Origin of the sequence: Pseudomonas fluorescens, from assembly GCF_040448305.1 — a bacterium.
Classification (GTDB): Bacteria; Pseudomonadota; Gammaproteobacteria; order Pseudomonadales; family Pseudomonadaceae; genus Aquipseudomonas; species Aquipseudomonas fluorescens_BH.
Map to the genome: position 1 here is coordinate 2425139 of NZ_CP148752.1, position 14756 is coordinate 2439894.

Consider the following 14756-nt stretch of genomic DNA (forward strand, 5'->3'; position numbering starts at 1 on the left):
TGTGTCAGATCTTGCGAGCTGCGTTTTCCCAGTACGGCTGACGCAGTTCTTTTTTCAGTACCTTGCCCACCGGACTGCGTGGCAGGCTGGTAGTGAAGTCGACAGACTTCGGTGCCATCACGCTGCCCAGCTTGACTTTGCACAGCTCGATAAGCTCCTGCTCGGTGGTTTCCTGGCCTGGGTTGAGCTCGACCACGGCCTTGACGGCCTCGCCCCATTTCTCATCGGGCACGCCAATCACGGCGCAGTCTTGAACGGCCGGATGTCCCCACAGCACTTGCTCGACCTGGCTGGGATAGACGTTAAAACCGCCGGAAATGATCATGTCCTTCTTGCGATCGGTGAGGTGCAGATAGCCTTCGGCATCGATATGGCCGATGTCGCCGGTATGCAGCCAACCGTCGACGATGGTCTCGGCGGTCTTCTCCGGCTGCTTGTAGTAACCCTTCATGATCAGGTCGCCGCGCACGCATATTTCACCGGTTTCACCGCGCGGCAGGATCTGGTTGGTGTCGCTCATCACTTCGACGCGGACCAGCGGGTTAGGGCGGCCGACCGAGGACAGGCGTTCGTCGTCGGCGAATTGGTCGCCCACCAGATGCTCGTCAGGACGAAAGTTGGCGATGCTGGCCGGTGCTTCGGTCTGACCATAGCCGCCGGTCATGACCGGGCCGAAAATCTCGATAGCTTTCTTCAGCTTGTCTACCGACATTGGAGCAGCGCCGTACATCAGGTACTTCACCGAGGAGAAGTCCAGCTTCTCGATACCGGGAATTTCCAACAGCCTGTAGATCACCGTTGGTGGCAGAAAGAGCTCGCTGACCTTGTGTTGCGCAATAGCGTTCAACATCAATGCCGGATCGGGTTTGGTAATAACCACGACAGTGCCACCTTGCGCCGTGCAGGGTACGGACAACAGGCCGGCAGTGTGGGTCATCGGTGCAGCGGCCATATTCACCGGCTTTTCACCATTGCGATAAGCACAGGTCAGCATGAAGTGGGCGATGAACGTCTGCACGCTGCGGTGGGTGTTCATCACTCCCTTTGGCGTGCCCGTTGTGCCACCAGTGGGTGAGACCGCCACCACATCGTCCATGTCATAGGCGACTTCGGGACGACTCGCCGGCTGGCCGGCACTCCATAGCTCCAACGAGGGTGCATCGACGGCGTCGGCATCGATACAGATCCAGTGCCTGATCTTCGGCAGCTTGGGCCGTAGCTCGGCAATGATTGGCGCGAAATCGTTTTGGTAGAACATCACCTCGCAATCGAATGCGTCGAGGATGTAGTGATTTTCTTCGCTCGAGTTGCGCGCGTTGACGGGAATCCAGGTCATGTTGGCGCGCCATAGACCCAGTGTGCAGGCCCAGGCGGTGACGTCGTTACCTGACCAGACGGCACCCTTGGTTTCCTTCGGCAAGCCCAGTGCGAGCAGCTTGTTGGCGATGCGACACGAGAGTTCGCCGATTTCGTTGAAGGTGTAAGAGCGCTCGCCCTGGATGTAGGCGACCCCGGCAGGGTTGATGCCCCAGCCGCGATCGTAAAAGTCGATGATGGCCATAAGTGGTTCCTGTGCCGGTAATCAGAGTTTGGTAACGGTGGCACGGGCCAGGCCGCGCTCTTCCAGGAAACCGAGCAGATAGCGGTGTCCAAAAGCCTTGGAGCCGGAAGCGAAGCCGACCTTGTTGGTGTCGCCATCGAGCAGCTTGATCGCCGCCGCGGCCTGTAGGGCACCGGTGGAAATATAGGGTGTGACGCCATGCACGGTAGCGCGCACGGCAGCCAGGTGACCGCGGCCGATAGCAATGTCGACGCTGCGTTGCAAGGTGGTGCGTTCGCGGGGCGGCATGCTCGGCGTGGTGGCCTCTACCAGGCTCCTCACCACCGCGTCCTGCTGCTCCTTGGACAGGTGCTTGTATTCCGCTTCCCACTTCTGGCTCAGGCCATGCACCATCGGCATCACATTGTTGTCGTAGAAACCGACCGCGGAGGTGCAGGCGCGCACGCGCGGATCATGCTCGAAGTAAATCGGCAGCGAGGTTCCGCCCCAAGGCAAGCAGAAAACCGGCTGCATGAAGTTGGGGTCGACAATGTTGAACGAAGCGGTGGCTGGGTGCTGCACCAGCTTGTTTTCCCACAGGTAGAACTGCTCCCTGTGGAACAATTCGAAAATCGACGCCGCCGAGCCCAGGCTGACCCCTGCGACATCACGCGGGCCGCGGCACAGGGCGGCGGTTTCCAGCACGTCGATGCCGGGGGTTTCCAGCGCCAGTTCGGCGGCGATCTCGGAGAAGCTGAACATGTAGGACAGCGATGGCGAAACCAGTAAGCCAGCCTGACGATAGAGTTCGCCAAATTGCTCGCGAACCTGACGGACGTAGCTTTGCTCGCCGGTGGTATCTATGTGGTGGCAGCCGGCCTTGAGCGCGGCCTCAACGGTGGTCAGACCGAAGTTGACGAAGGGGCCAACGGTGTTGCAGACCACCTTGGCCCCCTTGAAGGCGGCGCTCAGCGACTCGACGTTGTGCTCGGACTCGATGATTTCATAGGTCGCGGACTCCAGGCGTACCACACGTTGCGCCATCATTTCCTGCGCGCGCCTGGCATTGCGCGCCACAGCGGTGAAGGGGATGTTCTGGTCGATCAGCCAGTCCATGGTCAGCATGCCGGTGTAGCCACTGGCGCCATAGACAACTACGGGATACTTAGCCATTTCTATTGTCTCCAAAGTTTATTGTCAGTCGGGTTTGGGATCAGTACTGGGGCCAGCCGTCTTCGTAGAGCTCCTGGACAAGGAACCCAAGGCGGGTGGTGAGCATCATGTTCTCGCCATCCTCGATCAGCGCGGCGCGGGCATCGCGGAACAACTTCTCCATGGGGTACTCGCGGGTCAGGCCATTGCCGCCGAACAACTGCATGGCATCGCTGACCACGCGCATGGCCTCTTCGGTCACGGTGACCTTGCTGGAAGCCGTGGCACAGGGGTGCCCCTGCGGGGACAGGCGCGCATAGGCCAGGGAGCGGCGGGCGACAGCCCGGCAAAGCTCGACACGCCGCATCATGTCGCCGATGCGGTAGCGGGTAAGCTGGTGGTTGATCAGCAGTTGGCCACCCTGCTTGCGCTCATGACAGTAGGCCAGGGCCAGTTCGAAGGCGGAACGTGCCACGCCAGTGAACCATTGCGCCATGTGGGTGCCAGCGAACGACCAGGTCGACACGACGTTGCCGTAGTACTCGTCCTGCAGGGCCACGGCGAAGCGCTTGGGAATCCGCACGTTGTCGAAATACACCTCGCCCTGGGGCAGGGCGCGCTGACCGATCTTCTCCAGTGGCTTGCCTCTGCTGACACCGGGTAAGTCCAGGGGCACGATGATGGAGATGCCATAGGGCAAGCCATTGGCATCGTAGAAGCCGTTGCCATAGTCGGCGGTCATGTAGGCCAGAGCCACTTGGGCCACCGCGCCGTTGGACACCCAGGCCGAGCACTGGCCGTTAATGACGATCTCGTGCTCGCCAACCTTGGCGAAGAGATTGCCCTTGTTGCCCAACTGCCCTGGCACCCAGTCGCGCTGCAAGTCGAAGGCGCTGACATCAGTGCCCTTGTCCGGATGGGTAATCATCCAGCAGCCGATTTTCCCGGCACTCAGATCGATCAGCTCCTGGTTCCCTACGGCTTTGGCCATCTCGTTCGGGAAGGTGCTGACGCCCAGGGAAACCGCCAGACCGGCATCGCCCCAGCCCATTTCCTCGCCGATCATAGACTCGACGCGTACAGCCGTTTCCGGCGGCAGTTCGGCCAGCAGATCGGAACTCAGGCCCAACTTGGCGGCTTCGCTGAACAGGCTGTAGTACGGCGAGCCGGGGGCAACCACCTGCTCTGCGGTCATCTTGTCGAGTTCCTGACCAAGGGGCCGCATGAAATCCTTGGCAAAGCGATGCACGCTGTCCTGGATGCCGCGCTCGACCTCGTTCAGGGGCGTTTCAAAGCCGGTCATTGAAATGTCAGGCAGGTTGATCCGGTTACTTAGCTTCATCATGGGCCTCGTCATCTCACTCGGTTTTTTTATGGCCTGCACTCTGGGCATCGAGACGCGTCAGGCGTCGGCTGGCAGTTCACCAGCGGCGATCAGCGCGGCGCGCGTGGCCTCGACGAAAGGCTCTACGGTGTCGACGAACAGCTCTTGCAGCGGTGTCCCCTTGAATTCGGGGAGGAAGGTCTTGTTCCAGTGGCCGCACAGCGACATGCCTGCTGGGGTATCGACCATGGCGACGCCGATCGCCAGCAGGGTCTGGATGGCGCCGGGACGGGAAGCCGCGTAGGCTGCGCGCCACTGCTCGGGCGTCAACTCGTTACGCTCGATCGGGCGACCCACGGCCTGTTCGCGCGCGGCCAGCAGCTCGTTCCACGAACACCAGGCCGTGGCCGCGACTGGGCAGATCGCATTGCGCGAGGCCGGGTGGGCCAGCACATGTGGAATGATGCGGCCGACATCCGCGCCGGTCGACCAGGCCAGCCTGGCGTCGGGATCACCCATCACCATCACCGGCTCGAGCATGTAGTACTCGATCCAGGCACCGGCCGGAATGATGGTGTAGTCCATGCCGGCCAGTTCGATCATGCGCCGGATGAACGCCTTCTGCCGGGCCATCAAGCGGTGCGTGGTGTCGGTCTGCCAGAACTGCTCGAACTCGTAGATCGCGCCGTACTCGGATGGCACGAAGCGTTCGACCCCGGCTTCCTTGGCGGCAAAAATCAGCGGCATCTGCGATTCGGTGGCGTAGAGCGGCACGCAGGACACCAGGTAGTCGGTGCCGCGCAGCGCCGGGACCAGCGTTTCGGCAATGGTGACGTCGACCTCCTTGATGGTCACTCCCTGGTGCGTCCATTCGGCGTACTGCTGCTGTTTTTGCGCCTCGCTCTTGCTGATGCCCGACGATGAGCGTTCCACCTGGCCGGAGCGGCGCGCGAGCACATTGATATTGACCAGGCCCTGGCGAATGAACTCATTGACGCAGGCGACACCGGCAGTCCCGGTGGCGCCGAATACAGTGACGGTCTTCTTGCTCATGCTGTTCTCCTGGCTGTGATCAGTCATGCGGGCGAGCGGTTGTGCCTGCCTCGCATTAAGGCGAGTGGCGCAATATTTGGCCGATTATTGTTCTTCCCGACATCGACAACTCACCTGAAAAGCGGTCATATTTGTCAAAATATGCTCATCCCGAGATGCCCATGAATCCGCAACAACAGGTCCATGAAACACTGGGATTGCCCTTGTTGGGTGGCCTGGTGTGCAGTGACATCCCCTTGTATGCGGAGCGCTACTTCCTGCATACAACCGATCTATCCGTCCCGCCGGTTGACTTCATGGCCCTGCTGACGCAGTTCGGTGGCTCGCGGGCGGATGAGGGGGCCGGGGGCGAGTTGCGCTCAACATCGATGCCCCGCTTGTCAATGCTGCTGCCTGCAGGTTGTGCCACTCAATGGCACTATTCCGGCAGCATTGATTTCGCGGTTTTTTATCTGCCCGATCGCACTGATGGCGTGTTTCGACAATTGCGTGAGATATGCGCTGACGCGCAGGCACCATTTCCCTTCAGTGATGGTTTGGTGAGCGCCGCGGCCCGGCAATTGATGGATGAGCTAAGTCTTGGCAAAGGGGCTGACCAGGGGTTCATGGCAAGACTGGCCATGGTCATGCTTGAGCAGGTGTATCGTGCGCTGCGAGTTGACGCGAGCAGAGGTATTTATCCGCCGCATATTCATCTGGCGCGCCTGCATACAGTACTGGTCTTCATTCGCGAAAATCTTGGGCAGGAACTCTCGATCAGCACGCTGGCTGGCCAGGCGGGTGTCAGCCCGGCTCATTTCCGACGGCTGTTTCAGCGCGCCATGGGTATGCCGCCCCATCGCTATGTGATGAATGTACGGCTTGAACATGCACGTGATCTGCTCATGCAAACCGACCTGCCTATTTTGCATGTGGCACTGGAGTGTGGCTTCAGTTCTCAGAGCCACCTGACTGCAGCGTTCAAAGTTGCGCACGCCAGTACACCGGCCGAATACAGAGCCCTGGCCGGAAGGTAGCGGATGCTTTGGCGTGGCGCGCAGATCACTCCACCGAAAGTACGCAAGCGGTTTGCGTTGGATTGCACCGGGGTTCAAGCCCTCGGACTATTCCATGGTAGTGTTCGACCGTTTGGAACTGTATCCAGCGACCTTCAGACGCTCCTTGGGTAAGCGTCTCTCAACCACCAGGGTCTGAAAAAAATGGATTGCATAGAGCCCCAACTGATCCTCAAAACGACACCGCCGCGTAGTCAGAAATCAGCACGGATGCGAAACCGCCTGGGTATCCATACCCAGGAACTGACAGACAAAGTGGTGATCGCCGTTCAAGCGCCGGCAGGCTTTGGCAAAACCTTTCTGCTGACCCAATGGCGCCGTGAATGTTTGTCTCTCGGCGCCGTGGTGGCCTGGATGACGCTGGATGCACAGGATGATGGTGCGCGTTTTGTCCAGGGGCTGGGAGTTGCCATGGCAATTGGCAGCGGTCGGCCGTCGTTTGCCCGCGCATTCGAGCCTATTGCGGGACTGGGGCGTGACGAACAGGAAGGGCTGACGCAGTGGTTGGCGGAAGTGGCCGATCTGGGTAGCGAAACCGTATTGATTCTGGATGAAGTGGATACCCTGCCCGAGCTGACGATCCGTTACTCCCTGACGTACCTGTTGCACAACGCGCCGGCCAATTTGCGCATCATCATGGCCTCTCGCACACGGTTGAATCTGCAAGTGACGGACCTCGCGGCAAAAGGGCTTTTCACGACGATCATGACTGCGGCTTTACGACTGAATGTGGAAGAGGCGATCGCCATCCTCAATGACCGTTTCGGCGCAAGGGTTGATGCCGACCTCTGCGTGCGGCTGCACGAGATAACCGAAGGCTGGCCGCTCGGCCTGCAATTAGCGATTTCGGCGTTGGAAAAGAGCTCGAATCGGAGTGCGGCAGTCGAAGAGCTGTCGACTTGTCTGGGTGATATCCAGCGTTATTTCGTCGACAGTTTGCTCGCACATCTTCGGGAGGAGCAGGTTCGCTTTCTGACCGGCATTGCATTGTTGGAAATGGTCCAGCCCTTGTTATGCGAGGCGCTGACGGGTAACTGTCGCTCGGGTGAATTGCTGAAGGAGTTATGTGCCTCGACACCGATTTTTGTTGAAAGTATCGACAGTGACTGGGTGCGCATCCATCCATTGGCGCGGGAATTGTTGCTCGGCCGTTTTGCCGACTTGCCGTTGGAGGAACGTCAGGGTTATCACCGGCGCGGCGCTGTGTGGCTGGAGCACCACGGTTTCCTGGAGCAGGCCGCCCGGCAATATCTGTTGGCCGGCATGCCCCAACCGGCCTATACGTTGATCGGCAAATGCCTGTACGAAGTCATGTTGCAAGGGCAGTTCAGCCGGGTGCTGGAGTGGGTCGAGGAGCTTGGCCCCGCTGACGTGTTGTCGCATCCACGCATCTGCCTGGCGGCGGCCTGGACATTAGCATTGGGAGAGCGTCAGGCAGAAGCGGCGCAATTGATTGCTGCTATTGAACAGCATCCATCCGCCGACGAGGCGACACGTTGTGAAGCGGCCGCCATCGCCGCCGCCGCCGCCTACTTTGCGGACCATCCGGATGAATCGCATGAACTCATCATGCCTTGGGTCGATCGATTGCCTTCATTCTCAATCAAGGTGCAAGCCATTGTCGCGAGCCAGATCGCCCGGCTGACACTGTTGCAGGGACAACCGGAGAAAGCCCGACGAATCCTTCAGCGAGCACCGCGTTACGCGGGTAGTCCTGGCCTTGATGCCATTCGCGGGTATGGCGAGTGGGTGGTCGGTCTTGCTTATTTACACGAAGGCCGAATGGTGTCGGCGCGCACAGCGTTGCACGACAGCCTGTTGCAGGCCGAACGGGACATCGGTCGGCGCAGTCCGGTGGCGGTCATTTTAGCGAGCGCTCTGGCGACGGTGTTACTGGAACAGGGGGAAATTCAGGAATCCGCTACGGTGCTGGCGAACAGGCTGGATATCGTTGAACGATTGGCGTCCCCCGATGCCATTGTGCAGGGTTTTCTCGCCGCCGCTCGGCTGGCTTCAATCCAGGGGCAGGGGCATCGCGGGCAGGATCTGCTTGAGGCGTTATTCGCCCTTGGAGAAGAGCGAAATATTCCACGATTTTGCATTGCCTCCCTGGGAGAACAAATACGCCTGCATGCCTTGCAGGGACGCAGCGATACCTGTCAGGCATTATGGCGACGGCTGGACAGTTTCAGGCCGGTTGTTACCCGTGAGCGAGCAGGGTTGCTTGGTCCGGAGCTGGACTTGCTGGCCGGGGTAGCCAACGCTTATGCCTTACTGGCCCAACGTGATTGGGAGGCTATGCTGGAGGTGCTGGACAAGGTTGGCGAAACTGCCGAATACCTGCGTCGTGGGCGAGACATCGTGCAGATCAAGCTGCTCAGGGCACTGGCACTCAGGGCGACCGGACAGGGCGGTACTGACTATTTGCTGGAGGCGGTCAGCCTCGCGCAAGAAAACGGTATGTTACGCGTGGTGCAGGACACCCATCCGGACCTGATCAAATGGGAGCAGACGCTCCAGCGTGATACCGTCAATTTGCTCGCGGCGACCTCTACGCCCGCACCTGTTCCGCGACCGGAATCCACCCCATTGACCGTGTCCCCAAGTCGTCTTTTGACGCCCAAGGAACGCGAGGTGTTGCAGTTATTGGCTCGCAACCTGTCCAACAAGCAAATCGCCCTGACGCTGAATGTCGGCGAGGAAACCGTGAAGTGGCACCTGAAAAACCTGTTTGGAAAATTCCAGGCCGGCACAAGACAGCATGTAGTCGCGCGCGCATACATGCTGGGAATTCTCGAGACAGCGGGCTAATGCGGGTCCGCCACCCGAGGTGATCCGTTCGGATCATCCTTCAATTCTCCCCCCCCCCCCCCCCCCCCCCCCCCACCACACACTCTCCACCCCCCCGCCCCTCAAAAAAAATCGATTTCCAGCCGCCCCCCCAGTCAATGGGGGGGTTCGCTTTTCGACTTCGCAATAGTCTGACCTCACAAAAGCGCCAACGTATCGGCGAGTGGGAGCAGGTTCATGTCTGAAAGAGTGCTGATCGCCGGCGCAGGAATGGTGCCGTTTCTACCGCTGGGTGGTTCTGACAGTCATGCGGCATTGGCGGGGCAAGCCATTCGTGCGGCGCTGGCCGATGCGCGGATCGACTATGACCTGGTCGACCAGGTGTTTACTTCCTGCGTACACGGTGAAGCCGGTATCGCCGAGCAGATGCTGTCGCAGATTGGTTACTCGGGCGTGCCGATTTTCAGCCTCGGCGATGGCTGTGGGTCGGGCAGTAGTGCTTTCCAGCTGGCCCGCAATAGCCTGCTGTGCGGCCAGGCTGAATGTGTCCTGTTGGTTGGCGTCGAGTGCATGCCGGCACGCATTTCCAATCGTGAGTTTTTCGGTTTGAAAGATCTTGCTAGTGATGAGTCGGCAAAGGTCAGGCAGGGTGAGAACCCCATCGGCTTTATCGAGCGTCGACAGCAACCGGCGCTGTTGTTCGCTGCCCAAAGCAGCTGGTTATTGACACGCATGGGCATTGCTCAAAGCAGCTTCGATCAAGTGCTTGAGCGGGCGCGGGCCCAGGCCGGGCTCAATCCCTACGCCGTGTTGAACCGCGTGCCGGATCGCGACGGCTGGCTCCCGCCTTATCTGTGCCCGCCAGCCTGTGGTGCGGCGGCCATCTTGCTCTGTACCCCGGCCTTCGCCCTGCGCTTCGGCGCTCGGGCGGACGTCACCGTGCTGGCCAGTGCCAGGGGCAGTGACAGCGCTTCAGAGCAGGAATCGGGTTGCGTGCTGGATGTGCTCGGACAGGCCACCACCCGGCGAGTCGCGCAGTTGGCCTATCAGCAGGCGGGCCTCGGTGCGGAAGACATCGACGTGGTTGAACTGCACGACCAAAGCGTCGGCGACTTCATGATCAATAGCGCCGCGCTGGGCTTTTGCCGGGAGGACGAGATCGATCGATTCGTGCATCAAGGACACTGCCTGAAAGGACAGATGAATGCGGTGTGCCCATCGGGTGGCTTGCTGGGACGTGGTCACGCCCCGGGTGCCACCGGGTTGGCGCAACTGGTCGAGTTGGTCTGGCAACTGCGCGGCATGGCCGACGGCAGGCAAATTGCTGGTGCCCGCACGGCTTTACAACATAGCACCGCCCTTGGCCGGGCGGTATCGGTCACCCTTTTGCAGCGCACCTGAGAGGAGGCTCACTACGCCGTGATTCAACCCATGACTTTTCGTAAACCATAGAGCAGGTGGCAAGCTAGATGAACAAAAATAATAAGATCTGCCATGCAAACCTTCGCAAAGGGTTGTTGGCCTCCGCCATTCTCACCGGCCTGGGCATCGCGCCCGTGGGGGCTGTGGAGATCAACACGGGGAATGAAGACTTTGCGGTTCGTTTCGACAACACGCTGAAGTTCAACTACGCCCAGCGTGTGGAGGCCCCCAACAGTAAGTTGGCCAATTCGTGGAACAACAATGACGGGGATCGCAACTTTTCCTCCGGCAGTGCGGTGGCTCAACGATTGGATGTGCTGTCTGAACTGGACGTGGTTTACAAAGAAAAAGTCGGTTTCCGTGTCAGCGCCAACACCTGGTACGACCACGCCTACGACGATATAGGCAGCGACAACGCCTCGACCAATCAGTTCAACAGCGGCCGGCCGGATTCCCGGCACCAGAGTGGTTACGCCGATCGGTATTACAACGGTCCTTCTTCGGAAATCCTTGATGCCTTCGTGTTTGGCAGCATTGAAGTCGGCGATGAATCACTGCTCAGCGGCAAGCTCGGCAAGCACACCGTTTACTGGGGCGAAAGCATCCTCGCCTTTGCCCATAGCAACAGTTATGGCCAGTCCGGCCTGGATATTTCCAAGTCGCTGGCGGTCCCGGGAACAGAAGCCAAAGAACTTTTCATTCCGCGTAATCAGTTGTCCACCAGTTTAACGATTAACCCGGAACTGACCCTCGCCGCGCAGTACTTCCTGGACTGGGACGCCGCGCGGTTGCCGGAGTCGGGTACTTATCTGGGGTTCAACGACGGCATTCAAAATGGCGGGCACAACCTGTCGTTGATCGGCGGCCAAAACCCTCTGTTTGGCACACCCGGTCCACTGGGTGCCAACCAGTTTTTACGGCTGACCAACGGGCATACGTTTACCCCGGACAAGCAAGGTGATTTCGGCCTGATGGCCAAGTGGAGCCCGGAATGGCTGCAGGGCACGCTGGGTTTCTACTACCGCAAAACCTCCGACATTCTGCCGAACCTGGTGTTGCAACCAACGGCAATCGGCCCTGCGCAACTGATCTCCGGCAATGCCGGCAGCTACAACCAGTTCTATGTCGACGACATCGACATCTACGGCATCAGCCTGTCGAAAAGCATAGAAGGTGTCAGCGTCGGTCTCGACCTGAACTATCGCCACAACATGCCGCTAGCCAGCGTGCCGGCAACGGTCAGTCCGGCAGCCGGTGCTGCCGGTTTGCCAGGCTTCATCAGCAGTTTTGATGGTGACAACGGCGTGGCCCGAGGCAACACCGTGCACGCGGTGCTCAACGGTTTGACCACTTTCGGTGCGACACCAGTCTGGGACAGCTCGACCTTGCTGGTTGAACTCGCCTACAGCCGCTGGCTGGACGTCACCGAGAACAAGCAGCTGTTCAAAGGCGAAGACTGGTATCGCGGTGTCGACAAGGTCACCAAGGACAACTACGTCCTGGGCGTCAACTTTAACCCGACCTGGTATCAGGTGTTCCCCGGCATCGATATGTACCTGCCGGCCAACTACAGCGTCGGCCTTGCGGGCAACTCGTCGGTTCAGCTCGGGGGTAACAAGGACTCCGGAAGTTACTCGGTGGGCGTAGGCATGGACGTGCATAACCAGTACCGGTTTGACCTGAAGTACGTGGACAACTTTGGTCCGTTCGACACTTGCGGCTCAGCTGGTGGTGCAGGTGCACAGGGCCAAGGCGCCGCACCAGGGGCCAATGGCCAATACAACTGCGTACCGGGGCAGACCACTGCTTTCGGCGGTACCCAGCCTCAGCTCAAGGATCGGGGCATGGTCACTTTTACCTTCAAAACGACCATTTGATCGAAGTCTTTGCTTGATAGCAGGAGTCACTCCATGAAATTCGTCAACACGCTTTTGTTCACCGCATTGACCGTTACCATCGCTGGTGCGGCACACGCAGCCGTGTCCCCCGATGAAGCGGCCAGACTCGGCAACAGCCTGACAGGCGTCGGCGCTGAAAAGGCCGGCAATGCCGACAACACCATTCCGCCCTACACCGGCGGCCTCACCAAGGCGCCGGCGAGTTTTCAACCGGGTAGTTCGTTCCGTCCGGACCCTTATGAGGCCGACAAGCCACGCGTTGTCGTCGATGGCAAAAACGTCAGTCAATACACTGACAAACTGACCGCGACCACGCAAGAACTGCTCAAGCGTTACCCGACGTTCCGGGTCGATGTGTTTCCGACCCATCGCAGCGTTGCGCTGCCTCAGCGGTTGCTGGATAACACCGCAAAAAACGCCGTCGGCACCAAAACACTCGAAGGCGGAGTCGCACTGGAAAACGCGTTGCCGGGCGTTCCGTTCCCGATCCCGAAAGATGGCTACGAGGCCATGTGGAACCACCTGCTGCGTTATCAGGGTTATGCCACCAATATCAAATATGACTCCTGGAACGTCGACAGTTCCGGGAGGGCAATTCTGGCCACGTCTGGTAATGCCTATCTGGAATACCCGCTGTACGATCCCAAGCGTATGGAACCGGCGAAAGAGACGGATCTGTTCTTCAAGACCAAACTCTACTACCAGGCCCCGGCTCGTCGCGCAGGCGAAGCCATCCTGGTGCAGGATGCCGTCAACCCTCTGAAAATGGAGCGCCGTGGCTGGCAATACCTGCCAGGTCAGCGCCGCGTGAAACTCGCACCGGATATCGCCTACGACACGCCAAACCCTGGCTCGGCCGGTGCTTCGACCTATGACGATGCCTGGGTATTCAACGGCGCAATGGACCGTTACGACTTCAAACTCGTCGGTAAGAAGGAAATGATCATTCCTTACAACACTTACAAGTTGAACTATCACAAGGTCGCTGCGGATATCACCACGCCGCATCACGTCAATCCGGACCTGATGCGCTGGGAGTTGCACCGCGTGTGGGTGGTTGAAGCCACGCTGAAACCAGGCAAACGCCACATCTACAGCAAGCGCACCTTCTACCTCGACGAAGACAGTTGGATCGCCCTGGCTTCGGATGAATACGACGCCAGCGACAAGCTGTACCGCGGATCCTTTGCACACCTGGCATACAGCTATGACGTGCAGGCGCCGAATTCCGATAACCACATGATTTATGACTTTGTCTCTGGCAGCTACAACATCACCGGCATCTACGGCCCGTACGGCGGCGTCAAATACATCGACCCGCTTTCGAAAGCGCAGTGGGCACCTGAGTCATTGGCCGGCACGGGTATTCGCTGAGCCATAACGCAGATGTTTTTTTGTCGCCGACAGTGTGTACCGCACTGTTCGGTGGCTTTTTTTGCCGAGTAAACCTCATGAATACATTTAGATGGATTGCGCTCACTGCGCTAACCGTGGCGTTGGCCCTGCCATTTACCAGATGCGTCGTCGCCGCCGATTTTGTCGACGTGCTGTCGAGCCCCGCGATTCAGAGTGAAAAGGCGATTGGCGGGACGTTCACCGGGTTGGCCAGTGCAGGTAAGCGCCTGGTCGCCGTGGGTCAACGCGGCCATATTTTTTATTCCGATGATAACGGCGTCCGCTGGCACCAGGCAGAAGTGCCGGTGAGTTCCGATCTGGTGGCCGTGCAGTTCCCGAGCCCGACGCAGGGGTGGGCGGTCGGGCACGACGGCATTGTGTTGCACAGCGATAACAGGGGTGAAACCTGGACGCGTCAGCTCGATGGCCGTCAGGTGGGGCAGATCATGCTCGAACATTTTAAGAGGCAAGAAGGGCAACAGCCCAATGATGCGTTATTGGCCGAGGCTCAACGAATGGTCGATGAAGGGGCTGACAAACCTTTTCTGGACGTTTGGTTCGCCAATGACAAAACCGGATATATCGTCGGCGCATTCAATCTGATTTTCCGCACCGAAGACGGCGGCCGGAACTGGGTTCCGTTGATGGATCGCACCGAAAATCCGGGGGCGCTGAATTTCTATGGGATGCGTGCAATCGGCGATGACCTGTTCATTGTCGGCGAGCAAGGCCTGGTATTGAAACTGGACCCTGCAACGCAACGCTTCATCAACATCCCGACGCCCTACAGCGGCAGCTATTTCGGCATCACCGGCAAACCGGGCGCTGTGCTCGTTTATGGCCTGCGGGGTAATGTTTATCGCAGCGTCGATCACGGCGTGACCTGGGACAAGGTTGAACTGGGTTTGTCCTCAAGCATCACTGCGAGCACGATCACCGCCGACGGCCGAATCATCCTGATCAGCCAGGCAGGGCATGTGCTTGTCAGCACCGACGACGGAGCAAGTTTCACGCAAAAGCCACAAGACCGCCTGGGGCCCGCCGCTGCGGCGCAGGCCATCGTATCAGGCACCGTGGTGGTTGCAGGCGCACGGGGCTTGCGCCAGTTGCCCTTCGAATGAGCCCAC

The 14756-nt window shown here is 59.3% G+C and carries 10 protein-coding genes; 6 read left to right on the forward strand and 4 right to left on the reverse strand.

Features of this window, described 5'->3' with window-relative positions:
• Positions 1 to 4: 4 nt before the first annotated feature.
• From WHX55_RS11100 to WHX55_RS11115, 4 genes are read right to left on the reverse strand one after another with little or no spacing between them, the layout of a single operon-like run.
• Complete coding sequence (locus WHX55_RS11100; RefSeq protein WP_353742588.1) at positions 5 to 1561, reverse strand: AMP-binding protein; 1557 nt, start codon at positions 1559 to 1561, stop codon at positions 5 to 7.
• Between the two features lie 21 nt (positions 1562 to 1582).
• Positions 1583 to 2713: a DUF5938 domain-containing protein gene (locus WHX55_RS11105; protein ID WP_353742589.1), complete on the reverse strand. Its 1131-nt coding sequence runs from the start codon at positions 2711 to 2713 to the stop codon at positions 1583 to 1585.
• 40 nt (positions 2714 to 2753) lie between these two features.
• Complete coding sequence (locus tag WHX55_RS11110; RefSeq protein ID WP_353742590.1) at positions 2754 to 4037, reverse strand: acyl-CoA dehydrogenase family protein; 1284 nt, start codon at positions 4035 to 4037, stop codon at positions 2754 to 2756.
• 57 nt (positions 4038 to 4094) lie between these two features.
• The gene (locus tag WHX55_RS11115) at positions 4095 to 5069 is read right to left on the reverse strand and encodes an NmrA family NAD(P)-binding protein (RefSeq protein ID WP_353742591.1); all 975 of its coding nucleotides are present in this window, start codon (positions 5067 to 5069) and stop codon (positions 4095 to 4097) included.
• 161 nt (positions 5070 to 5230) lie between these two features.
• Between WHX55_RS11115 and WHX55_RS11120 the strand changes: the two genes are divergently transcribed.
• The 6 genes from WHX55_RS11120 (at position 5231) to WHX55_RS11145 (ending at position 14750) form a co-directional block, all read left to right on the forward strand.
• Positions 5231 to 6085 carry an AraC family transcriptional regulator gene (locus tag WHX55_RS11120; protein WP_353742592.1) on the forward strand — a complete coding sequence of 285 codons (855 nt, stop codon included), beginning with the start codon at positions 5231 to 5233 and terminating at the stop codon, positions 6083 to 6085.
• A 249-nt stretch (positions 6086 to 6334) separates the two neighbouring features.
• Positions 6335 to 8935: a LuxR C-terminal-related transcriptional regulator gene (locus tag WHX55_RS11125; RefSeq protein ID WP_353742593.1), complete on the forward strand. Its 2601-nt coding sequence runs from the start codon at positions 6335 to 6337 to the stop codon at positions 8933 to 8935.
• 216 nt (positions 8936 to 9151) lie between these two features.
• On the forward strand, positions 9152 to 10315 hold the full coding sequence (locus tag WHX55_RS11130) for an acetyl-CoA acetyltransferase (RefSeq protein ID WP_353742594.1): 1164 nt from the start codon (positions 9152 to 9154) through the stop codon (positions 10313 to 10315).
• A gap of 68 nt (positions 10316 to 10383) precedes the next feature.
• On the forward strand, positions 10384 to 12213 hold the full coding sequence (locus WHX55_RS11135; protein WP_353742595.1) for a DUF1302 domain-containing protein: 1830 nt from the start codon (positions 10384 to 10386) through the stop codon (positions 12211 to 12213).
• Positions 12214 to 12246: 33 nt separating this feature from the next.
• A complete protein-coding gene (locus WHX55_RS11140) occupies positions 12247 to 13608 on the forward strand; it encodes a DUF1329 domain-containing protein (protein ID WP_353742596.1) in 1362 nt (453 codons plus the stop codon).
• 116 nt (positions 13609 to 13724) lie between these two features.
• Positions 13725 to 14750: a YCF48-related protein gene (locus WHX55_RS11145; protein WP_353742597.1), complete on the forward strand. Its 1026-nt coding sequence runs from the start codon at positions 13725 to 13727 to the stop codon at positions 14748 to 14750.
• The last annotated feature ends 6 nt before the right edge of the window (positions 14751 to 14756 follow it).